The following is a 20,686-nucleotide window of genomic DNA, read 5'->3' as shown; positions in this document are numbered from 1 at the left end:
ACCACCCGTGTCGACGGGTGCGGGCCTCAGTGGGACGGGCCTCAGTCGCCCTGCCGTTCCTGGGCCGCACCGCGCAGGTGGGCCGGGGTGACTCCGTGCCAGCGGCGCACCGCGCGCCGCAGTGCGCGCACGTCGGAGAAACCGGCCTGCCGGGCGACGTCCCGCAACGTCGGTCCGGGGCGGCGCAACAACTGCTCGACCCGCTCGCGGCGCACCCCGTCGACGACCGCCTCGTACGTCGTGCCGCACTCGGCCAGCCGTCGGCGCAGGGTGCGCTCGCTGGAGGCGTGCCGTCGGGCCTGTTCGACGAAGGAGGGCACATCGGGCAGGCTCTGCGCGATCGAGATCTCCAGTACCTCCAGCAGGTCCTGCTGATCGCGCCGCGCCGCCGCCTGCTCGCCCAGGAGTTCCACGACGGCGGCGTAGGTGACGCGGTCGTGGCCCGGCATCGGCCGCCCGGCCCATGCCGTGGGGAAGACCAGACGGTTCGCCGCGGCGCCGAAACGCATCGGGCAGCGGAACAGCTCGGCGAACGGCCCGGTGTCACCTGGGGCGGGAAAGGCGAACTCGACGCTCTGCGGGGCGAATTCCTCCCCCGAACTCAGCCGTGTGACGGCGACGACGCTGCCGAACGCCTCCTCGGCCAGGAAGACGGCGACCGGAGGATCGAGGGCGGGATCGGGCAGTTCGGCGCGCAGCACATAGCCGGCTGCCTCCGCCCCCGCCGACCAGACCACCATCGCCCCGGACAGGTTCTGGAAACGCACGCCCGTCTCGATGGCCTCCCGCAGCGTGTCGGCGGCCATCTGGGCGAACCCCAGCAGCCCCCAGGAGGTCAGATGCTGCGCGGCACCGACCCGCAGACCCAGATGCGCGTCACCGGTGAGCTCCAGCGCACGCCGGATGACGGCACTGCCCTGCCGGTAGGAGACCCGCAGCGCCGCCGACCGCATCATCTGCTCGTCCAGACCGACCCGCTTCAGCTCGGGCCGCAGATCGACCCCGTACCCGTCGGCGACCGGGATGAGGCAGCGCAGGATGTTCGGCGGAATGGTCGCCGAGGTACTGCGGCTGGTTCCCGACGACGCGGCCGGGGCGGGGCTCGGGGGCATGGAGTTCCTTGGGACCGGGTGTCGCTCGCTGAGCACACAGTAGACCGGCACCACCGTGATGATCTCCGTGCCGGAACCTGGTCTTCCGCCGGCTCGGCCGCAGCGGACCCTTTCGCCCCCTCGGCTGTGGCGCGGCGGCGAAGCCCCCGCCGAGAGGTGAATGCTTGGACCGGCGGGCCGCTCTGCGCCTAGGGTCTTGATCATGTTCAAGTCAGGGGTGGGGTTTCTCGCGCTGTTCGGGCTCGGATGGTGGTTGCTCGGGTCGAGTGCGTTCGGGGGGCCGGTGCGGCTGGTTGTGATGGTCGTCGGCGGTGTCGTCGCGGTGGGGCTGATGCTGGCCGCGCGGCGCTTTCTTCCGGCCTCGGCCGGGGGACCGTTCCCCGCCGACCGGCGCCGGCGGTTCAGCCAGATCAACGGGCTGCAGTGGCTGCTGATCATCGTCATCGCCGTGGTCTGCCGTCAGGCCGGGGAACCGGTGCTCGTTCCCGCGCTGGTCGCGGTCGTCGTCGGGCTCCATTTCCTGCCACTGGCGGTGGTGTTCGAACAGCCACGACTGCGCGTGCCGGCCGCTCTGTTGGTCGTCTCCGGGGCAGCGGGTGTGACCGTCTGGCTCGCGGACGGTCCGGACGAGACCGTGCGGCTCGTCGTGGGTCTCGCGTCCGCGCTCTCCCTGTGGGCCACGGCGGTATGGACCGTCGCGGGGACGGCGCCCGCTACCGCGCGTGGGGCGGGAGGGGAGGCGCCCGGCGGCGCGTGAGTACCTGCCCTGTCGTGTCGGACCAGGTGCTCGACCATGTCGACAGCGGCCCCGGGCGTTCCGCGCGACCGTTTGCGTGAGACCGGTTGCGCGCGACAGGGGGAGCCGGCCGATGGGCGGCTACGCCACCCCGAACCCGAACGGCGTTCCTGTGTCTACGGATCCGCTTGCTCTCCTTCGACGAGCGGAGTCAGACCGTCGAGGAGCGCCTTGAGGCCGAACTCGAAGAGAGCGTCGAGCCGCAGGTCGTAGCCGTCCTCGAAGGCTCCGACCACCTTGCTGAAGGTCGGGAAGCGGCCGGATTCCACCAGTTCCTGGAGCGCGGGGGTACGGCTGTCCATCCACTGGTCCTCCGACTGACCCGTGGCGGCCTGGGCGTGCGCTTCCATCTCCAGGTGCACAGCCAGGCTCTGGACATGGCTGTAGAGCAGGACGTGGATGTCGAACAGCTTGGTGGGATCGAGTCCGTGGCCGTCGAGGGCTCGCAGCACCCACTCGCCGTGGACCATCAGGTTGGGCACGAGCAGAGGACGGGTGAGAGAGCCGATCTGGGCCAGCCACGGGTGCTTGCGGTAGAGGGTCCAGAGCGTCCGAGCACTCAGTTCGATGCGGGCACGCCACCCTCCGGGGACGTCCACGGGGTAGGACTCCTCGCCGAAGGCCGTGTCGGCCATGAGCAGGATCAGTTCGTCCTTGCTGGGAACGTACCGGTACGGCGACATGGCGGCGACGCCCAGCCGGGCCGCGACACCGCGCATCGAGAGCGCCGACAGCCCTTCGGTATCGGCGATGTCGATGGCCGTACGGACGATGCGGTGGAGGCTCAGCTCCCTCTCCGAGTCCGGGACGGGCGAGGCGGGCGAGGGGTGCCTGCGGGGCGGCGCGGCGGTGGCCGGTCCGGCGACGACCGTGCCGACCCGGGGCCGGGTCCGCACGAGTCCTTCCAGCCGCAAGGTGGTCAGAACCTTGGTGGCGGTGGCGAGCGCGACGCCCCACTCCCGGGCGATCTGCCGCGTAGAGGGAATCCGGTCCCCGGGGGCGAGTTCACCGTCCGCGATGCGCTGCCGGATCGCGGCGACGATGCGCAGATAGGGCGGATCACCCGCTGCGCCTGTGGCCTTCGTCACACCGTGCCGCCCTTCTGTCCTGTACTAGTGCAGAGGTTAGCAGCACCGCCGTCGATCGAAAGCTCTCTGACCTAGTACAGGCGCCACATTTTGCCAGTTGAAGGGGGTGTGCGTACGGCGTACGTTCAGCATGCGTACAGCGTACGAACCACCCAAGGAGCTTCCCATGCAGACCGTACTCATCTCCGGCGGCGGAATCGCCGGGCCCGTCCTCGCCCACTGGCTGCGCCGCCACGGCTTCGCGCCCACGGTCGTCGAACGCGCCCCCGGCCCCCGCCCCGGCGGCCAGGCGGTGGACATCCGCGGCGTCGCGCTCGAAGTCGTGGAGCGGATGGGCCTGCTGGAGCGGGCCAGCCGCGTGCGGACCCGGATGCGCGGCATGTCGATCCTCGCTCCCGACGGCCACGAGGTCGACCGCTCCACCGAGGCGACCTTCAGCAGCGGCCGGCTGGACAGCGACGACATCGAGGTGCTGCGCGAGGACCTGGTGGGGATGGTGTACGAGCACACGCGCGCCGACGTGGAGCACCTCTTCGGCGACAGCGTCACCGCGCTCGACGAGGACGAGACCGGCGTGCGCGTCGACTTCGCGCACGGGCCCTCGCGCACCTTCGATCTCGTGGTCGGGGCCGACGGCCTCCACTCCGCCGTGCGACGCCTGGCCTTCGGCCCGGAGGAGCGCTTCGCCCACCATCTGGGCAGCTACCTCTCGGTGTTCAGCGCGGACAACTTCCTCGCCCTGGACGACTGGCAGATGTGGCTGCGGGACGGCGACATCGGCTTCGGCATCATGCCCGTACGCGACAACACCGAACTGAGGATCGCCTTCGGCTTCGAGTCCGCCCCGCTGACCCGCGACCTCCGCGACGGCGGCGCCCTACGGCAACTCGTCGTGGACAAGCTGGCGTCGTTGCGGTGGGAAGGGGCCCGCCTGGCCGAGGCCGCCCGTAAGGCGCCCGACTTCTACTGCGACGCCATGGCCCAGATCCGCATGGACTCCTGGTCGCTGGGCCGGGTGGCGCTCCTCGGAGACGCGGGCTACTGCCCCTCCCCCCTCTCGGGGCAGGGCACCAGCCTGGCCCTCGTCGGAGCGTACGTGCTGGCCGACTGCCTTGCCGGGGCGGGAGGCGACCACCGCTTCGCGTTCGCCCGCTATGAGCGGCGGATGCGCCCCTTCGTCACTCTCAACCAGGCCCTGGCGACCGAGAACTCCGGCGGACCCGCCGCGGAGGAGTCCATCGCCCACGCCAAGAACGCACTCTCACTGGACGGCTGATCCTCTGCCCCGACCGGACATCGGCGGACGGCCGACCTGGTGCCACGGCCTCCTTCGCCCCGGCGCGGCCACCACCGTCACGGGCCGCGCTCGTCAGCCCATGAGGACGAGGGCGTTCTCGATTCCCCGCTCCAGAACCGATCCTCACGCACGAGGTCCTCAAGTCCCGGGCGGCCGGGCCGCAGGGTGTCGTACGAGGCGACCTGCGTGCGCAGTCGGTCGGCCACGACATGGGCGACGAGGTCGCCCTCGGAGGTGAAGTGGGCGTAGAAGGCGCCGTTGACGAGCCCTGCGTCCGACATCAGCGTGGAGATGCCCGAGCCGTCGATGCCGTCCTGCTTGAACCGGTGGCCGGCCCTCTCGATGATCCGTTGCCGGGTGGTCTGTCATACGTATTATTACGATCGGCAGGTATGGGTGCTGCAGGTGTAGGTGCAGGTGCAGAGGTGCAGGCGTCGCTGTGGTCCGCGCGGGCCTGACGCTCACGACCGCGGGCGGGCGCCTGGTCCCAACCGGGCGGTGACGTCCGCGGGGGTGAGGGTGGAGTGGTCCGCGCTGCACTCGACGACGACGCGGACCGAGGCGTCGCAGGCGGTGTGGCGGACGTCCAGTACCGGGCCGTCGGGGCCCACGGTGTGCAGCTCGCCCCACTGGCTCAGTGCCATGAGGACCGGCCACAGGTCCCAGCCCTTGCGGGTCAGGCGGTACTCGTTGCGGGACCGGCTGCCCGGCTCGCGGTAGGGGGCGGTCTTGAGGACGCCGGCCGAGATCAGCTTCCTCAGGCGATCGCTGAGGACCGCCTCGGACAGGCCGATGTGGCGGTGGAAGTCGTCGAAGCGCCGGACTCCGTTGACGGCGTCGCGAAGGATCAGCAACGTCCACTTCTCGCCGACCACGTCGAGCGTGCGCTGGACGGGGCAGTTGTCGGTGCTCGCCTCAAGCCACTCCATCCCGTCATCGTAGACGGCTGGCTTCGTCATTGACAGTCAGGTGAGGCCGCAGCTAGCTTCATTTGAAAAAGTCAGAGGAAGGGCGCTCGGTCGTGGGACGCACACGTACGTATCAATGGGAAGACCCCGCGGTCCTGGCGGAGGCGGCCGGTGGCATGGCCGGCATCGACTTCCTGCGCGAGCTGCAGGCGGGGCGGCTGCCGGCGCCGCCCATCAACCACGCCATCGACTTCGCCCTGGACGAGGTGGAGCCCGGACGCGCGGTGTTCTCGCTGACGCCGGGGGAGGAGCACTACAACCCGATCGGCAGCGTGCACGGCGGCATCTTCGCCACCCTGCTCGACTCGGCGGCGGGCTGCGCCGTCCAGTCCGTCCTCCCGCAGGGCATGGCGTACACCTCGCTCGACCTGTCGGTGAAGTTCCTGCGGCGGATCACCGTGGACACGGGCACGGTGCGGGCCATCGGCACGGTGGTCAGCAAGGGGCGGCAAACCGCCCTCGCCCAAGCGCAGTTGGTCGACGGCTCGGACCGGCTGCTCGCCCATGCCACCAGCAGCTGCATGCTCTTCGCTGTGCCTTCCTCATAGGGCATGCCTTGCTCAAGGCGTGAGCCGCGACGGCGACCGGTGACGCCGTCCTGCCCGCTGCCGAGGTCCGTCCGCGCGGTGTCCGGTGCCCTCTCGTACTCTCTCGCCGACGGCGCCCTCGCCCGCCGGACGTCGCCTACGCCCACAAGTGCGGACCTCTCCCGTGCGGGACACCGGCAGCGCGGGATCGACCGCACCCGCCCCGGCTCAGAGTGCGGGGCGGCTGCGGGAGCCTCTCAGGGGAGCTGCGGGTGGAGCGCCCGGACGCCCCCGGACAGGGCGGCCTGCGCCTGGCGGGCTGCGTCGTCGGCGAGGATCTCGTAGGCGTCGGCGGCGATACCGTCCACGGCGATGCGCGCGATGTCGGCCGGGTGGGACTTGGACGCGTCGACGGCCCGGACCATGTCGGTGTCCATGTAGCCGACATGCAGGCCCGCCACTCGGATGCCCTGGTCGGCGAGCTGTACGCGCAGGGTGTTGGTGAGCGACCACTGGGCGGACTTGGCGGCGCAGTAGGCCCCGAACCGGGAAACTGACCCAGGACAGGCCGGACAGGTGTTCAGGATCGTGCCGCCGCCGTTCGCCGATATCCGGGGAGCGAACGCACGGGTCACCGCAAGGGTGCCGAAGTAGTGCGTGTCCATCTCCAGGCGGATGTCGCCGGGTCGGCGGTGAGCAGGTCGGCGCCGGTGGACGACCCCGCGTTGTTCACCAGCACGGTCACCTCGCCGAGGGCCCCGGCGGCGGCCGCGACGGAGGTGGGGTCGGTGACGTCGAGCGTGATCGGTTTCGCACCGGGCAGGTCGACCTGGTCGGGGTTGCGGCCGCCGGCGTAGACGGTGGCGCCGCGGCCGAGCAGCTCGGCGGCGAGGGCCCGGCCGAAGCCTCGGTTGGCTCCGGTGACGAGGGCGGTGCTGGTGGAGAGGTCCATGAGCTTCCCGACGTGGTGGGGATGGTGGGGTTGCACCAACCCGATGATCAGGCACACCAGGACAGATGTGATTATGATCGTCATATCAAGTCGATGCAATCGGTGATCGCAACCAACCCGGTCGGTGGTCGCATCCGATGCCCCAGCGAGGAGCGTGCGCGCGGCTGCCCTGCCCAACACGCCTCCTGAACGGCACGGGCATACGGGAAGCCGCCGGGGCGCTGTAGTCCACGTCCCGGACATCGCTGCCGTGGTGGTGAACCACAGGTCGCCTCCTCGTCCTCCACCGGCATCCAGGTGTCACGCGGCGGTCGACACGGCCGTCGTCGAGTATTGATGAACAGGTTCTTCGATCGGGAGCGGGCCGGCCCTTCGCGGGGGTCGGCCGCCCCAGCGGAAAGGAAGCCGTCCATGGACGAGCAGAGTGAGCGCTTCGACGTCGTCGTACTCGGCGCGGGCCCCGGCGGGTACGTTGCCGCCATCCGGGCCGCCCAACTGGGCAAGCGCGTCGCGGTCGTCGAGGAGAAGTACTGGGGCGGCGTCTGCCTGAACGTGGGCTGTATCCCCACCAAGGCGCTGCTGCGCAACGCCGAGCTGGCGCACCTCTTCACGCGCGAGGCGAAGACCTTCGGCATCAAGGTCGAGGGTGAGGTCTCCTTCGACTACGGGGAGGCCTTCCGGCGCAGCCGGAAGGTCGCGGACGGCCGGGTCAAGGGCGTCCACTACCTGATGAAGAAGAACAAGATCACGGAAATCAGCGGTCGCGGCACCTTCCTCGACCCGCACACACTCCAGGTGGCCGACTACGACGGCAACACCCGCACGATCGGCTTCGATCACTGCGTCATCGCCGCCGGGGCGACTCCCAAGCTGCTGCCCGGCACCCGCCGTACCTCGCGCGTGGTGACGTACGAGGAGCAGATCCTCGCCGAGGACCTGCCGCAGTCGATCGTCATCGCGGGCGCGGGGGCCATCGGTGTCGAGTTCGCCTACGTGCTGCACAACTACGGCGTCAAGGTCACCGTCGTCGAGTTCCTGGACCGGATCGCCCCGCTGGAGGATGTCGAGGTCTCCACCGAACTGGCCAAGCAGTACCGGAGGTTGGGCATCGACGTGCTCACCTCGACCCGCGTCGAGTCGATCGACGAGTCCGGCCCGCGGGTCCGGGTCACCGTCACCGGCAAGGACGGCGCCCAGCAGGTCCTGGAGGCCGACAAGGTCCTGCAGGCGATCGGCTTCGCGCCGAACGTCACCGGCTACGGCCTGGAGAACACCGGCGTGAGGGTCACCGAGCGCGGCGCGATCGACGTCGACGGCCGCTGCCGCACCTCGGTCCCGCACATCTACGCCATCGGGGACGTCACCGCGAAGCTGATGCTCGCGCACGCCGCCGAGGCGATGGGTGTGGTCGCCGCCGAGACGATCGCGGACGCGGAGACCATGGAGTTGGACTACGTGATGATCCCGAGGTCCACTTTCTGCCAGCCCCAGATCGCCAGCTTCGGCTACACCGAGGCGCAGGCGAGGGAGAAGGGATTCGATGTCCAGGTCGCCAAGTTCCCGTTCACCGCGAACGCCAAGGCGCACGGTCTGGGCGACGCGACCGGCTTCGTGAAGCTGATCAGCGACGCCACGTACGGCGAGCTGCTCGGCGCCCACCTCATCGGCCCCGATGTCACCGAGCTCCTGCCCGAGCTGACCCTGGCCCAGCAGTGGGACCTCACCGTCCACGAGATCGCCCGCAACGTCCACGCCCACCCCACCCTCGGGGAAGCGGTGAAGGAAGCCGTCCACGGACTCGCGGGCCACATGATCAACATGTAGCGGAGTGTGTTCGGTGCGACAGCGGGCAAGGCCTGTCGGCACCCGGATCGGTTCGCGGCCTCCGGCTGCCGAGGGGCCCTGTCTCCTGTCGCGGAGGGTGAGCCAGTGGCACGCGGCCCTCGCGCGGCCGGGCAACGGAGAAACCCCCTGCCCGACCGTCGCAGGCGAACCCGCAACGGGCCCTGGCCGCGCTGCCCTGGCAGCTGAGGGAGTCCGCCGCGGCCAGGAGCCGCGGCGGACGTCCGGTCAGGAGGTGAACGGCGTGGAGCCGTCCTCGGCGACGAGTCTCCACAGGTGGTCGGCGGTGCCGGTGTCGTCCCACTGCAGGGCCTGGGCTCCGGACGAGGTGGACATGTTCTGGATGCCGAGGACCATGCCGCTGTTCTTGTTGACGATCTTGGCGTAGCCGCCGCCCGCGTCGACGATCGACCAGAGATGGTCGGCGGTCAGGGTGTCGCCCCACTGCAGCGCGGTGGCGCCGGCCGTCTTGGAGGCGTCCTTGATGCCGAGGACCTGTCCGCTGTTGGTGTTGAAGATCTTGTAGTAGCCGTTCTCGGCGGGGACGATCTTCCACCAGTGGTTGGCGGCGCTACTGGCGGACTGCTGCTGGACGGCGCCTCCGGCGGTGATCGAGGAGCCGGAGATACCCAGCTCCAGGTTGCTGTTCTTGTTGGTGATCTTGACGGACGGAGTCTCCGGGTACCAGGACTCCAGCTCGGTGACACCGACGAACTTGCCTGCCTGCGGGGTGAGGACGACCCGGAACTGCGAGGTCGTGATCGTCGGGAAGGTCACCTCGTTGGCATTGTTCGCGACCGGCGCGGCCGGGGTCTTCGTCTGGCTCGGGACGGTCACCCACGCGCCGTCCTTGAGGTATTGGACGGTGTAGCTCGCGGGGACGCGGATGTTCGCGCCGTCGTCGTAGGTGTAGAACTTCACCTCGTTGATCTTGCGTGGCGCGCCGAAGTCGACGCCGAGGTGGTCGGTGGCGTTGGGGGAGCCGGAGTTGGTCCACCTGTTGTCGGGGATCTTGTCGTAACGGATCCATCCGTCGGTGGCCCGTAGCGGGGCGTCGAAGGTGGTCGGCTTGCAGGTCTGGCCGCTGTGGCAGTGCGGGCCGTTGGAGACGGTGTTGGTGTAGGAGGCGAACGCCTTCGGGTACGGCTGGGTGACGGTCCGGCCCAGCCAGTCCTGCTCGGCCGTCAGCGGGTTGGCCGCCACGTTCATCATCCGCACGGGCTGGGCCGGAGTCACGGGGGCGGCCACGTCCACCGTGATGTTGCCGACCGTGGACGACTGGTGGATGCGCCGGCCATCCTGGAAGATCTGCAGGCCGCTGCCCTTGCCGTAGTGCGAACCGTCCCGGTCCCAGCGGATCGAGTACGTGTGCCCGTGGTACGGCAGGCTCTCCACCGCGAAGTAGTCCCAGCCGGAAGGAACCAGCGGCTTGAGCACCAGTGTGTTGTTCGCCTGCGGCTTGATGCCCAGCAGACCGTTCAGCACCAGGTCGTTGAAGCTGGAGTGGTTGTAGTGCTCGCTGAAGTTGAACCCGTCGTAGATCCAGTCGCCGGTGTCACCGTTGGCGGCCTCTGCGATGTAGGGCTTGCCGTCCTTGTGCTGGAGGTCGGCGAACTGGGCCAGCATCGTCTGGTAGTCGGCCTTGGTGACGAAGCTCTGCGCGGGGTAGTCCTGGAGCAGGTTCGCGAGGCCGGTCAGGATCTGGCTGGTCTGGTACGGCCAGCTCGGACCGTTCCAGTGGCAGCAGTTGGCGTCGTCGCGCTTCTGCTCGGCGGGTATGGCCTGGTAGTTGAAGTAGGGGTTCGTCGCGATCCGGTCTAGCTCGGCGAAGCCGGTTCCCTTGGTGAACTTCAGGGTGTTGGCCCCGGTCTTCATCGGGACCTGCACGGTGACGGACTTCGACTCCGAGAAGCTGCCCCAGCCGCCGGTGGGCGCGTAGCTGACGGTGATCGGGTTCGCGGTGTCGCCGTTGACGACGAGCTTGTGCGTCGAGGTGCCGGAGGTGCCGTTGGCGTAATGGACCGTCACCGGGTACGTGCCGTTGCCGGGCGCGTCCACGGTGAACCCGACCGCGCTGTCGTCGAAGTCGATCTGCCCCACGTACTTGCCGTTGGAGGCGGTCGTCGCACTGTGGGTGTTCGCGTGGGTGACGGCGGCCTGCTCGGCCTCGAAGTCGTGCACCCGCTCCAGCGTCGTGGGCCCGAACGGCGCCTTGAACCGCTTGGCATCCGTCAGGTACTTCCACGCAGACGAGTACTGCGCGTCGGGCAGGTTGAACGCCCAGGGGGCGTAGCCCATCGCCTCACGCCAGGTCGTCCTGGTCTGCTTCAGGGTCCCGTTGGTGTTGTCGGTGTTGTAGACCTGCATGAAGAACTCGCGCTGCGGATCCCACAGCGAGTTCTGCACGGCGGCCTTGAGCGAGGCGGCCTTGCCGTCGTAGTCGTTCGCGGTCGCCGTGTCGCCGTTCATCGTGGCGATCTTGCTGATCGCCTGGGCGGCGGCGTACATGTACGCGTTGATGGTGGGCCTGTAGCCCCGGCCGCCGCCGAACCAGTCGCTGCTGTGCATCGACGTCTCGGTGTACTCCGTGGCGTCGGACAGCGGGGTCTGGTGGAACAGATCGCTGGAGGACTGCGTACCGTTCACCGTGACGTCGGTGTCGAAGTTCGAGTCCCATCGCTTGTACAGCGCGATGAGGTGGGGGAGATCGGCCTTGATCTCGGCGGCGTCCCCGGTGACCAGGAAGCGCTGGTACGCGGCGCTCGTGATCCACTCGCTGAAGTTCCGGGCGCCGGAGTTGCCCGCGCCGCGCAGCCAGAAGTCGAGGTAGTCGCCCGCGTAGTCGCGGTTGTGCAGCCAGCGCCCGTCCAGCAGGTGGTATCCGGTCGCGTCAGGCAGCGCGGTGTACGGGTTGCCGGCATACCCGATCGGCACGTCGTACTCGGTCGACACGTACCCGGTGCCCGGCACCGTGTAGCGCAACGCCCGCTTGAAGGTGCTCCAGCGGTAGTAGTAGACCTCGTCGATGTCGTTGTCGGGGGTGTCGAGGAACGGGATGTTGTCCTTGTACCACTGCCGCTCGTCGAGCTGGTTGGCGGCGAGGATGGCGTCCTTGTCCAGTGCGACCGTGTCGGGGTCGTCGGCGGCCTGGGCCGCGGGCGCGCCGGGTCCTGCCGACAGGAGGCTGATGGTCATCACAGAGCCGCACAGGGCGGCCAGCGCGCGACTGCTGCGTCTGGGGCGGAAACGCATCGAGGTGTCCTCCGTTGGGCACTCATGCGGCGGTTCGATATGTTCGATACTGCGAACACTGTTCGAAATTCTGCGCGACGGTAATGTCCGACGAGGGAGGAGGTCAAGAGATTCGACCGGACCGGTTCCCCTTCGGCCGCAGATTCGACCCGGCCGGTTCCCCTGCGGCCGCGTCTCGACCCGATCGACCTGCTCGGCAAACGCGTTGCCGTGACACTGCGGTGCCCGGCACGCTCACGGGCGTGATCATCGCACCCGGCTCCACCGATGCCGCCATCGTCGTACCTCTCGGCGTGCGCGACCTGCTTCCCGGAGACCTGCCGGCCTGCACCTGGTCGGGTTCGGCCACCCGTCTGCGCCATGCGGAGCGGGAGTTGGCGCGTGCCGCGGCCGGCGAGGTGGACCACCTGGCCGTACGCACGCCCGCGGACCTGCCCGTGACGATCGGCGGGGTCGACCACACGGTCTCCGACCTCATGCGAAGGCATCTCGGCGCACCGGTCCGGCGGTGAAGGTCCGGTCAGGGCGCCGTCCGGTCGTGGGCCCGCGGGGTGGCTCCCTCGGCTCATCGGTCGAACAGAGGGAGCCTCGCGCTGATGGGCTCCCGGGAACCGACCTCCGCGTATCAGCGAGGCTACTCCTTTCCCTGCAGGCCGCGCGGGCATGAGAGCCGATGCGTCGTGGGCCACCGCGCGGTCTGCCCCGCCGCCGCGCCACCGACACGACCTGCGCGCGGTGGCCCGTGACGCAAAGAATCACGCCTGGTCAGTGGCTGGTTGCGCACATGCGGGCCATGGCACACCGAGAGGGATGCCGACAGAGCGGGTTTGTGGGTAAGAGTGGTGGTGTCGTCGGCGCGTTCGGACGGTGTTACGTCCGGGCGGCGCCGAAAAGCCGCCGCAATGGGAGCGTGATAACGATGGGTGTCCCGCACAACAGCCGTCCCGAGTCGGCTGAAGTGCGCCATCCGCAGGGGCCGGACGACTCCGCTGCCAAGATCATCGATCTTCAGCGGGACAATGACCACCTGCAAACGGCCATCACGTCCCATGCGGTGATCGACCAGGCGATCGGAGTGATCATCGCCCTCGGTGCACTTCGCCCTCAGCAGGGTTTCGACGTGCTCAAGGACGTCTCCCAGCACACCAACATCAAACTGCGCGAGATCGCCGGTCTCATCGTCGACTGGGTGCTCACCCACCACCTGCCCGACGACGTTCAGGAGGCTCTCGACGCAGCGCTGAAGAAGGCGCAGTCCGCCCCTTCGCACGGGATCGCGCCGGACCCGCACGCCGCCGGTGGAAGTGAGCGGACGACGGACGACGGCGAGCACCGGCCGAGTCCCCCACCGCGCGGGTGAGGGCGGGGGCCGTCACGTTCCCCGTCCTCACATCTCCCACGCTACGCCTTGTGCGAAGGCCCGCTGCTGGTGCCGCTGCTGGTGCCGGTGCTGGTGCCGGTGCAGCCGTCGCCGTCGCCGTCGCCGTCGGTGTCCGTGGCCGGGGCGTGGAGGGGGTGCAGCGTGGTGTTCCGGCTGGGCCCGTGCCCATTCCAGGCAGACGACGGTGGCGTCATCGCCGAGCCGGCCGGCGTGGTGGTCCAGGACGGCGCGCATGAGGCGGCGCAGGGTCTCGGGTACGGGCAGGCCGTCGGCGTGGTGGCGGATGAGGAAGTCGGTGAACCGGTTCAGGCCGAACTCCCGGCCGCGTGCGTCGCGTGCGTCGCGAGCCTCGGTGAGCCCACGGTGCCACGGTGCCGCGGCGTCCCGCCGTTCAACGCGCTTCGCGGTGGCGTGTCTTGACCCCGCCGGCTCACCGTCCGCGCGTCTTTCGGCCTCGGCGCACCTGGCGGAGCGGTTCACCCGAAAGAATAGAAAAAGCCATCATTCGGTCTGGTGTGTCCAGTGAGCCCGCAAGTGGGTCAGAACGCTGGACTAGGTTTTTCGCGACCGGCGGTCACACGCCTTTCCTGCCCGAGGCGCGATCTGCGCACGCGGCCTGCCCTCGGCCTGCCCCCTGGAACTGCTGTGTTGCGGCGACTGACAAAGGATGCTGATGGCGACCGATGTGACTGAGCCGGTCTCTCCCGTGCCGGCGGTGGAACGCCGCGGCAAGGGGCAGGTGATCGTCTCCTGGCCGGCGACGACCGACCACAAGAAGATCGGTCATCTGTACCTGATCACGTCCTTCGCCTTCTTCCCGATCGGCGGGCTCCTGGCCATGGCGGTCCAGGCTGAGCTGGCCCGGCCGGGCCTGCGGTTCCTGTCCGCCGAGCAGTACAACCAGTCGTTCAGGATGCACGGTGCGATCATGCTGCTGCTCTTCGCCACCCCGACCTTCGCGTGCTTCGCCAATGCGATCATGTCGCTGCAGATCGGCGCACCGGACGTGGCCTTCCCGCGGCTGGACATGCTGTCGTACTGGCTCTTCCTCCTCGGTGGGCTGATCGTGCTCAGCAGTTTCTTCACCACCCAGGGCGCCGCCGACTTCGGCTGGACCGCCTATACCCCGCTCAGCGGGGGCGAGCGCACACCGTATGTCGGCGGCGACATGTGGATCATGGGGCTGGCGCTCGCCGGGTTCGGGACCATTCTGGGCGCGGTCAACCTCATCTCGACGATCATTTGCATGCGCGCACCCGGCATGACCATGTTCCGACTGCCGATCTTCACCCGGAACGTACCGCTCACCTCGGTGCTGGTCCTGCTGGCCTTCCCCGTCCTGGCCGCCGCGCTGCTGGTACTGGAGGCGGACCGCAAGCTCGGCGCCCAGGTCTTCGACCCCGAGAACGGCGGTGCCATCCCCTGGAAGCACCTGTTCTGGTTCTTCGGCCATCCCGAGGTCTGCATCCTCGCCCTGCCGTTCTTCTCTCTCGGAGCCGAAGGCATGCCCCGCCGCTACGCCGACTACCTCGCCGCCGACGGTTTCACCGCTCTCAACACGCTCTCCAGTATCGGCGCGTTCCTGTTCGGCCTGTCCACCCTGCCGTTCCTCTACAACGTCTGGAAGACCGCCAAGATCGGCGAGAAGGTCGACGTCGACGACCCCTGGGGGTACGGCCGGTCCCTGGAATGGGCCACCTCGTGTCCGCCTACGCGCCACAACTTCATCACGCTGCCGAGGGTCAGGTCCGAATCCCCCGCCTTCGATCTGCACCACCCGCACATCGCCAAGCAGGAGCACGCGGCGAATGTCGGACGGCGTGACGTCATCGAGGCCGAAGGACACCCGGGCGACCGCTCATGAGCAAGGGCGGGAGCGATCGTGCGCACGCCGACCTCAACACGGCCCTCGTCGGCGAGGTCGAGGGCTACCTCAAGGCCCGGATCTGCCACCTCCAGGCGCGCGAGGAAGCGGAGGCGCTGTGCTCGCGACTGCCCTGGGCGACCACCGCACAGGCCGAAGAGATCACGCGTCACTACATCGAACAGCGCCTCACTCGCACGCGGCACACACTGGCCCATCACCTCGACGAACTGCGTGACCAATACGAGAACCGCTACCAGGAACTACGACGTGACCTGCTCAAACGCCATGTCGCCGGTGCCTGTGTCGTCCTGGCCGGGTGCGCCGGCATCACTGCCGTGGTCGACGCCCTAGGGCACTAGAGGTTGCCCCATCAACTGCGAGTCGGGTCTTGATGTCAGCCGTAGATCGTGATCAGCCGTCAGCCGTCAGCCGTCAGCCGTCAGCCGTCAGCCGTCAGCCGTCAGCCGTCAGCCGTCAGGCGTCGAAGCGGTGGCGGGCCGCCTCGATGTGCCCGAAGTAGCGGTGCGTCCAGTCGCACATCGCGTCGACGGTCGCGCGCAGGCCCTGGCCCGGCTCGGTGAGGGTGTACTCGACACGCGGAGGGACGGTGGGGTACACGTCTCTCACGACCAGGCCGTTGCGCTCCAGCATGCGCAGGTTCTGGGTGAGCATCTTGTGGCTGATGCCCTCGATCTGGTTCCGCAGTTCGCTGAAGCGCAGCGTGCGTTCACCGAGAGTCTCGATGATCAGTAACGCCCACTTGTTGGCGACGTCGGAGAAGATCTCTCGCGCCAATGAGTCCGCGCGCCTGAAGTCTGCTTCCTCGGACGGGCCCTTGCTCTGTTTGGTCACCATCAGGTTCCCCAGTCACTGAAAAGTGCGTTCTTCCATGTCAGCTGCCACTCTCCTACGGTTCCTGAGTAACCACAAGAGACCGCAAGCGCCTGGTCGGGTGGACATGAGCCCACAGGTGTCACGGACGAGGAGGCAGGCGACAATGGCCATCAAACTGGTGAACCCGAGTGGATTGCCCAAGATCGACGTCTACCGGCAGGTGTCGATCGCGACTGGATCGAAGCTGGTCTTCATCGCCGGCCAGGTCGCCTGGGACGCCGAGGGGACCACGGTCGGCGAAGGCGACCTGGCCGCCCAGGTCGAGCAGTGCTACCTCAACATCGACACCGCCCTGGCCGAGGCCGGCGGCTCCTTCGACGACGTGGCGAAACTGACCTTCTACGTCGTCGACTGGACCCCCGACAAGATGCCCTCGCTCCTGGAGGGTGTCTCCCGGGCGTCCGCCAAGCTGGGCATCACCCCGGTCCCGCCGGCGACGCTGTTGGGTGTCGCGGCCCTGGACGTCCCCGACCACCTGGTCGAGATCGAAGCCACCGCGATCCTCGACTGACCAGTTGGACTGACCAGTTGGACTGACCAGTTGGACTGAACAGATGCGCTTCGCCCACTGGGAGCAGCCCAGCCAGTGGGCGACGTGACCCTTCGCCGGGAGTCTGGGTACCCGGTCGGACAACCCCGTCAGGCGGAGGTGGTCGATATGGCGACCGTGCGGAATGCCGGCACCGTCCGCTCCGAGCGGGACTCCCGGCAGATTCTGTTGCGAGGTCAACGGCAACAGATCATCGGGCTGTTCTTGATCATCTGCGCGCTGGTGCTGCTCATGGCGCCGTGGATCGCCGGCTATCCCGAGACGGCCAAGGACGCACACCGAAACGAACTGGGTGTCGGGCTGATCGTCCTCTTCCTCGCGATGGCCCGGTTCCTCCGTTACCCCGGCGCGTGGTCCGATCTGGCAGTGCTGGCAGCCGGTGCCTGGGTGATCGCCTCGCCCTGGGGCATCGGTCGGCAGAACACCGAGGTGTTCGACGGCACCCAGGTGACCGACGTCGTCGTAGGCATCGTCCTGGTGGTGCTGTCAGGCCTGTCCTTGCTGCTCCCTCAAGCTGTCGGAGCGCCCCGAAGCCCGACCGCGGGCGCAGGGAGCGAGCGAGTCCGGAACCGGGCACGGCCAGTCCCCTCGGGTGCGACAGGGAGTCCAGGGAGAGCTCGCGGGGGTGGAGCGCGTGACCATGTGCCCGATCCATCACGGTCCGTCGGGCACGACGCCGCCGCGCAGTCCGTCTCGTGAGGCGGTGCGGTACCAGCCGGTACAAAGACGACTTGCCGCACTGCAGGGTGATCATCGGCGATCTGTCGTCGAATTCCCCAAAGGGTTGAGCGTTTGTCGCGCTATCTCCACCATTTCCCTGTCACAAGTGCCCGGAGGCGCGGCCCCGGGCCTCACCACCGCAGAAGCGAGTCGAGCATGGTGCGTGTCCGTTCCTCCCTGGCGGAGCTGCCCTCCTACGTCCCGGGTCGCAAACTCCCCGGTGCGATCGTCCTGGCCAGCAACGAAACCCCGTACGGGCTGCTGCCGGGCGTCGCCGGAAGGCTCGCCGAACTGGCGGGCGGCGTGTCGCGCTATCCCGACCTGAGCGCCACCCGCCTCGTGCAGGCCATCGCCGACCACCACGGAGTCGACCCCGAGCGGATCGCGGTGGGCGCGGGCTCCTCCGAGGTCTGCGGCCAGCTGCTGCACGCGGTCGTCGCGGCGGGCGACGAGGTCGTCTTCGGCTGGCGCTCCTTCGAGGCGTACCCGATCCTCACGGCCGTGGCGGGCGGTACGGCGGTCCGGGTGCCGCTGCGCGACCACGCGCTGGACCTCGACGCGATGGCGGCGGCGATCACCGCCCGGACCCGGCTGGTCTTCGTCTGCAACCCCAACAACCCCACCTCCACCGCGGTCGGCGAGAAGGCCCTGCGCGACTTCGTCGACCGCGTGCCCGGGGACGTACTGGTGGTCGTCGACGAGGCCTACCGGGAGTACGCCGACCCGGCGCTGGTCCCCGACGGTCTGGCCCTGCTCGGCGACCGGCCCAACGTCGTGGTGCTGCGCACGTTCTCCAAGGCGTACGGACTGGCGGGCCTGCGCGCCGGGTACTGTGTCGCGCCCCCGGAGATCGCCGCCCATGTGCGCAAGACCCAGGTGCCGTTCAGCGTCAGCGCTCTCGCGCAGGAAGCCGCCGTCGTCGCCCTCGGCGAGCGCGCTGAGGTCGCCCGCCGTGCCGCGCTGACCAGCGCCGAGCGTGAGCGGGTGACCGGGAGACTGCGCGCACTCGGCTTCGAAGTCCCCGCATCCCAGGCCAACTTCGTGTGGCTGCCGCTCGCGGACGACAGCGCCGCCTTCGCCCTGCACTGCCTGGACGGACGGGTCGTGGTCCGTCCGTTCCCGGGCGAGGGGGTCCGGGTGACGATCGGCCTGCCGGAGGAGAACGACACCCTCCTCGCCCTCGCCGCGGCGTGGAGAGGCTGACGGCCGTGGGCGCCACCGCCTACGAGCGGCACCGGGCGCTGCTCCACGACGTCGTACGGGCCATGGCGGCCGGTGAGTGCCGTATGCCCTTCACGGCGGCGACCGGGCAGGACGCCGCGGACGCGGGCATGCGCTCGACCCGGACGGCCGCGAAGGTCTTCGCCTCCCTGCTGGGACGGCCCTTCGACCTAGACCAGCCGGGCGAACTGGGCCGGGTGGCCACCGAGTTCTCCCCGTACGGGATCGCCATGGGCATCGGCTATCCGCACTGCGATCCCGCGGCGCTGGTGGCCGCGGCCACCCGGGCGACGGCCGGATGGCGTGCCGCGGGCCCGTCCGAACGCGCGGGTCTGGCCGTGGAGATCCTGCGCCGGCTCAACACCCGCAGCCACGAACTGGCCCTCGCGGTGCACCACACCACCGGCCAGCCGCCGACGGCGGCGCTCCGGGCCGCCGGGCCGCGTGCCCAGGACCGCGCGCTGGAGGCGGTGGCCCAGGCCTTCGCCGAGTCCGAGCGCGTTCCGGCCGACCTGCGCTGGGAGAGCGCCCGGGGGCGGGGACGGCCGCTGGAGATGCGGGGCACCTGCACCCTGGTGCCCCGCGGGGTGTCGCTGCTCATCGGCTGCGCCGACTATCCGCTCTGGAACGGCTACCCGGGCCTCTTCGCCAGCCTGGTCACCGGCAATCCCGTGATCGTGGCTCCGCACCCGAGGGCCGTACTGCCGCTGGCGATCACCGTGCGCGTGGCCCGGCAGGTGCTGGCGGAGGCCGGTCACTCCCCGGACATCGTGACGCTCGCGGTGGCCCCGCCGGAGGAGCGGCTGCACCGGCGGCTGGCCACGGACCCGGCCGTGCGCATCGTCGACTTCACCGGGGCGGCGCGGTTCGCCGACTGGCTGGAGCAGAACGCCCGGCAGGCCGTCGTGTTCGCGCAGCGGACCGGCCTGAACACGGTGATCGTCGACTCCACCCACGACTACCGCTCTCTCGTGCGCGGCCTCGCGGCCTCCCTGTGCCGGTGCAACGGCAGGCTCCGCACCACCCCGCAGAACCTCCTGGCGCCGGCGGCGGGCATCGCGACGGACGAGGGACGCAAGAGTCTGCGGGACCTCGGCGCCGACCTCGGCGAGGCGGTGGACCGGCTGCTCGGGCATCCCGCCCGGGTGGCAAGGCTGGTGGGAGCGATCACCGACGACACGGTCGCGGCGGAACTCGCGCGGGCCACGCGGTGCGGCACGGTGGTGCACCCCTCGCAGGCGCTGCGTCATCCGGACCATCCGCACGCCGATGTGCGCAGTCCGCTGCTCGTGCGCCTGGACGCGCGGGACGAACGGATCTACTCCCGGGAGTGGCCGGGGCCGGTGGCCTTCCTGATCGGCACCGACTCGACCGCGCACAGCCTTGAACTGTTCCGCCGTACCGTGGGCCGCCACGGCGCGCTGTACGCGGCGGTCCACTCGACCGATCCGCTGGTGCTGGCGGTCGCCGAGGCGGCTGCGCTGGACGCCGGAGCGCACCTGGTGCAGAACCTCGCGGACGACCTCCCCGCCGACCCCTCCTCGGGCGGATCGGACCTCCCGGCCGGGGGAGCCCACTTCGTCACCGGCCGGTTCCGGGTCGTACGGTCCCGCCGGCACGTCGCCGCGGCGGCGTGAACGGCGCGCTCAGGCGCTCCAGTCGGCTCCTCGCCCCCGCACCTCGTCGAAGACCAGCCAGGTGCGGGTCGACCGCACGCCCGGAATGGCCTGGATGTTCTCCAGCACCACGCGGCGCAGCAGTGCGTTGTCGGGCGTGCGGACCAGGGCGAGGACGTCGACGTCCCCCGTGACGAGAGCGACGTGCTCGATGTAGGGGATCTCGCGCAGCTCGCGCGAGATGTCCCGCCACGCGTTCTGCTCGATCGACATCGTGACGTACGCGCTGGTGCCGAGGCCCGCCCGCTGCGGGTTCAGCTGGGCGGTGAAGCCGGTGACGACCTCGTCGGCCAGCAGCCTGCCGATCCGCGTGTAGGCGTTGGCGCGTGAGATGTGCACCTGGTCGGCCAGGGCCCGGACCGACACCCGGCCGTCCTTCAGGAGCCGGGCCAGGATCTGCCGGTCGATGGCGTCGAGCGGGACGGGGGCGGCAGTTCGTCCGGTCTCCTGGACCGGCGCGGGGAATTCCTCGGACACATTGCTCTCCCGGGACGCAGGATCCGGCAGTTCATCGCCGGTTCCGCCGAAGTATTGAACACATAT

19 protein-coding genes and 3 pseudogenes are annotated in these 20,686 nt (G+C 69.5%); 12 read left to right on the top strand and 10 right to left on the bottom strand.

Translation table 11 applies throughout. The features are described from left to right. Nucleotides 1-41 precede the first annotated feature (41 nt). On the bottom strand, nucleotides 42-1,112 hold the full coding sequence (locus tag H4687_RS03475) for an AraC family transcriptional regulator (protein WP_046915726.1): 1,071 nt from the start codon (nucleotides 1,110-1,112) through the stop codon (nucleotides 42-44). Between the two features lie 202 nt (nucleotides 1,113-1,314). On the opposite strand from H4687_RS03475, the gene H4687_RS03470 reads away from it, so the two are divergent. Beyond that, a complete protein-coding gene (locus H4687_RS03470; RefSeq protein WP_046915725.1) occupies nucleotides 1,315-1,869 on the top strand; it encodes a hypothetical protein in 555 nt (184 codons plus the stop codon). 155 nt (nucleotides 1,870-2,024) lie between these two features. On the opposite strand, the gene H4687_RS03465 is transcribed toward H4687_RS03470, so the two are convergent. Then, nucleotides 2,025-2,996 (bottom strand): TetR/AcrR family transcriptional regulator C-terminal domain-containing protein, encoded by a 972-nt coding sequence (locus H4687_RS03465; protein ID WP_046915724.1) that lies wholly within the window; start codon nucleotides 2,994-2,996, stop codon nucleotides 2,025-2,027. Nucleotides 2,997-3,162: 166 nt separating this feature from the next. On the opposite strand from H4687_RS03465, the gene H4687_RS03460 reads away from it, so the two are divergent. After that, nucleotides 3,163-4,272 (top strand): FAD-dependent monooxygenase, encoded by a 1,110-nt coding sequence (locus tag H4687_RS03460; protein ID WP_046915723.1) that lies wholly within the window; start codon nucleotides 3,163-3,165, stop codon nucleotides 4,270-4,272. Between the two features lie 83 nt (nucleotides 4,273-4,355). Here the strand turns inward: H4687_RS03460 and H4687_RS03455 are convergent. Then, a pseudogene (locus H4687_RS03455) lies at nucleotides 4,356-4,640 on the bottom strand (TetR/AcrR family transcriptional regulator); the annotation flags it as partial. A gap of 114 nt (nucleotides 4,641-4,754) precedes the next feature. Then, nucleotides 4,755-5,222 (bottom strand): winged helix-turn-helix transcriptional regulator, encoded by a 468-nt coding sequence (locus H4687_RS03450; RefSeq protein WP_046915767.1) that lies wholly within the window; start codon nucleotides 5,220-5,222, stop codon nucleotides 4,755-4,757. Nucleotides 5,223-5,314: 92 nt separating this feature from the next. Here H4687_RS03450 and H4687_RS03445 point away from each other — a divergent pair, with 92 nt between their 5' ends. Continuing rightward, nucleotides 5,315-5,809, top strand: coding sequence for a PaaI family thioesterase (locus H4687_RS03445; RefSeq protein ID WP_046915722.1), 495 nt, complete (start codon nucleotides 5,315-5,317; stop codon nucleotides 5,807-5,809). A gap of 236 nt (nucleotides 5,810-6,045) precedes the next feature. Here the strand turns inward: H4687_RS03445 and H4687_RS47975 are convergent, their stop codons facing one another. Together H4687_RS47975 and H4687_RS47970 are read right to left on the bottom strand one after the other, a co-directional pair. Beyond that, complete coding sequence (locus tag H4687_RS47975) at nucleotides 6,046-6,453, bottom strand: SDR family NAD(P)-dependent oxidoreductase (protein WP_306459067.1); 408 nt, start codon at nucleotides 6,451-6,453, stop codon at nucleotides 6,046-6,048. Continuing rightward, entirely contained in the window at nucleotides 6,420-6,824 is a 405-nt protein-coding gene (locus H4687_RS47970; RefSeq protein ID WP_306459068.1) for an SDR family NAD(P)-dependent oxidoreductase, read from the bottom strand. The genes H4687_RS47975 and H4687_RS47970 overlap by 34 nt, the downstream gene beginning before the upstream one ends. A gap of 327 nt (nucleotides 6,825-7,151) precedes the next feature. Here H4687_RS47970 and lpdA point away from each other — a divergent pair, with 327 nt between their 5' ends. Next, on the top strand, nucleotides 7,152-8,564 hold the full coding sequence (gene lpdA / locus H4687_RS03435) for a dihydrolipoyl dehydrogenase (RefSeq protein WP_046915721.1): 1,413 nt from the start codon (nucleotides 7,152-7,154) through the stop codon (nucleotides 8,562-8,564). Nucleotides 8,565-8,810: 246 nt separating this feature from the next. Here lpdA and H4687_RS03430 read toward each other — a convergent pair whose 3' ends face one another. Further along, nucleotides 8,811-11,777, bottom strand: a complete 2,967-nt coding sequence (locus H4687_RS03430; protein WP_225966580.1) for an MGH1-like glycoside hydrolase domain-containing protein — start codon at nucleotides 11,775-11,777, stop codon at nucleotides 8,811-8,813. 299 nt (nucleotides 11,778-12,076) lie between these two features. Between H4687_RS03430 and H4687_RS03425 the strand changes: the two are divergent. Then, nucleotides 12,077-12,307: pseudogene (locus tag H4687_RS03425) on the top strand (GNAT family N-acetyltransferase); the annotation flags it as partial. A 446-nt stretch (nucleotides 12,308-12,753) separates the two neighbouring features. Beyond that, nucleotides 12,754-13,194, top strand: a complete 441-nt coding sequence (locus tag H4687_RS03420; protein ID WP_046915719.1) for an ANTAR domain-containing protein — start codon at nucleotides 12,754-12,756, stop codon at nucleotides 13,192-13,194. A 27-nt stretch (nucleotides 13,195-13,221) separates the two neighbouring features. On the opposite strand, the pseudogene H4687_RS48395 reads toward H4687_RS03420, so the two are convergent. Further along, nucleotides 13,222-13,614: pseudogene (locus tag H4687_RS48395) on the bottom strand (SpoIIE family protein phosphatase); the annotation flags it as partial. Nucleotides 13,615-13,888: 274 nt separating this feature from the next. Here H4687_RS48395 and H4687_RS03410 point away from each other — a divergent pair. Both H4687_RS03410 and H4687_RS03405 read left to right on the top strand, forming a co-directional pair. After that, a complete protein-coding gene (locus tag H4687_RS03410; protein ID WP_078907504.1) occupies nucleotides 13,889-15,079 on the top strand; it encodes a cytochrome c oxidase subunit I in 1,191 nt (396 codons plus the stop codon). Continuing rightward, on the top strand, nucleotides 15,076-15,441 hold the full coding sequence (locus H4687_RS03405; protein WP_225966579.1) for a hypothetical protein: 366 nt from the start codon (nucleotides 15,076-15,078) through the stop codon (nucleotides 15,439-15,441). Before H4687_RS03410 ends, H4687_RS03405 begins: the two co-directional genes overlap by 4 nt. A gap of 115 nt (nucleotides 15,442-15,556) precedes the next feature. Here H4687_RS03405 and H4687_RS03400 read toward each other — a convergent pair whose 3' ends face one another. Then, on the bottom strand, nucleotides 15,557-15,937 hold the full coding sequence (locus H4687_RS03400; protein ID WP_046915717.1) for a winged helix-turn-helix transcriptional regulator: 381 nt from the start codon (nucleotides 15,935-15,937) through the stop codon (nucleotides 15,557-15,559). Nucleotides 15,938-16,079: 142 nt separating this feature from the next. Here H4687_RS03400 and H4687_RS03395 point away from each other — a divergent pair, with 142 nt between their 5' ends. The 4 genes from H4687_RS03395 to paaN all read left to right on the top strand — a co-directional run bounded on the left by H4687_RS03395 (nucleotide 16,080) and on the right by paaN (nucleotide 20,104). After that, complete coding sequence (locus H4687_RS03395; protein WP_046915716.1) at nucleotides 16,080-16,487, top strand: RidA family protein; 408 nt, start codon at nucleotides 16,080-16,082, stop codon at nucleotides 16,485-16,487. Nucleotides 16,488-16,562: 75 nt separating this feature from the next. Next, nucleotides 16,563-17,225 (top strand): SPW repeat domain-containing protein, encoded by a 663-nt coding sequence (locus H4687_RS47965; RefSeq protein ID WP_233443594.1) that lies wholly within the window; start codon nucleotides 16,563-16,565, stop codon nucleotides 17,223-17,225. Nucleotides 17,226-17,402: 177 nt separating this feature from the next. After that, on the top strand, nucleotides 17,403-18,449 hold the full coding sequence (gene hisC, locus H4687_RS03385; RefSeq protein WP_046915715.1) for a histidinol-phosphate transaminase: 1,047 nt from the start codon (nucleotides 17,403-17,405) through the stop codon (nucleotides 18,447-18,449). Next, nucleotides 18,437-20,104 (top strand): phenylacetic acid degradation protein PaaN, encoded by a 1,668-nt coding sequence (gene paaN, locus H4687_RS03380; RefSeq protein WP_046915714.1) that lies wholly within the window; start codon nucleotides 18,437-18,439, stop codon nucleotides 20,102-20,104. Before hisC ends, paaN begins: the two co-directional genes overlap by 13 nt. A gap of 9 nt (nucleotides 20,105-20,113) precedes the next feature. On the opposite strand, the gene H4687_RS03375 is transcribed toward paaN, so the two are convergent. Further along, nucleotides 20,114-20,620, bottom strand: a complete 507-nt coding sequence (locus H4687_RS03375) for an Lrp/AsnC family transcriptional regulator (protein WP_046915713.1) — start codon at nucleotides 20,618-20,620, stop codon at nucleotides 20,114-20,116. Between the last annotated feature and the right edge of the window lie 66 nt (nucleotides 20,621-20,686).

It is taken from the genome of Streptomyces stelliscabiei (genome assembly GCF_014873495.1).
GTDB classification, from domain to species: Bacteria; Actinomycetota; Actinomycetes; order Streptomycetales; family Streptomycetaceae; genus Streptomyces; species Streptomyces bottropensis.
The sequence above is the reverse complement of the archived record's forward strand: the minus strand, read 5'-3'. Positions and strand labels throughout refer to the sequence as shown.

Excerpts from the sequence above, each read along its gene's own strand:
- H4687_RS03475 (WP_046915726.1), bottom strand. The coding sequence starts at position 1,112 with ATGCCCCCGAGCCCCGCCCCGGCCGCGTCGTCGGGAACCAGCCGCAGT.
- H4687_RS03470 (WP_046915725.1), top strand. The coding sequence starts at position 1,315 with ATGTTCAAGTCAGGGGTGGGGTTTCTCGCGCTGTTCGGGCTCGGATGG.
- H4687_RS03460 (WP_046915723.1), top strand. The coding sequence starts at position 3,163 with ATGCAGACCGTACTCATCTCCGGCGGCGGAATCGCCGGGCCCGTCCTC.
- H4687_RS03450 (WP_046915767.1), bottom strand. The coding sequence starts at position 5,222 with ATGGAGTGGCTTGAGGCGAGCACCGACAACTGCCCCGTCCAGCGCACG.
- H4687_RS47975 (WP_306459067.1), bottom strand. The coding sequence starts at position 6,453 with ATGGACACGCACTACTTCGGCACCCTTGCGGTGACCCGTGCGTTCGCT.
- H4687_RS47970 (WP_306459068.1), bottom strand. The coding sequence starts at position 6,824 with ATGACGATCATAATCACATCTGTCCTGGTGTGCCTGATCATCGGGTTG.
- lpdA (WP_046915721.1), top strand. The coding sequence starts at position 7,152 with ATGGACGAGCAGAGTGAGCGCTTCGACGTCGTCGTACTCGGCGCGGGC.
- H4687_RS03430 (WP_225966580.1), bottom strand. The coding sequence starts at position 11,777 with ATGACCATCAGCCTCCTGTCGGCAGGACCCGGCGCGCCCGCGGCCCAG.
- H4687_RS03420 (WP_046915719.1), top strand. The coding sequence starts at position 12,754 with ATGGGTGTCCCGCACAACAGCCGTCCCGAGTCGGCTGAAGTGCGCCAT.
- H4687_RS03410 (WP_078907504.1), top strand. The coding sequence starts at position 13,889 with ATGGCGACCGATGTGACTGAGCCGGTCTCTCCCGTGCCGGCGGTGGAA.
- H4687_RS03405 (WP_225966579.1), top strand. The coding sequence starts at position 15,076 with ATGAGCAAGGGCGGGAGCGATCGTGCGCACGCCGACCTCAACACGGCC.
- H4687_RS03400 (WP_046915717.1), bottom strand. The coding sequence starts at position 15,937 with ATGGTGACCAAACAGAGCAAGGGCCCGTCCGAGGAAGCAGACTTCAGG.
- H4687_RS03395 (WP_046915716.1), top strand. The coding sequence starts at position 16,080 with ATGGCCATCAAACTGGTGAACCCGAGTGGATTGCCCAAGATCGACGTC.
- hisC (WP_046915715.1), top strand. The coding sequence starts at position 17,403 with ATGGTGCGTGTCCGTTCCTCCCTGGCGGAGCTGCCCTCCTACGTCCCG.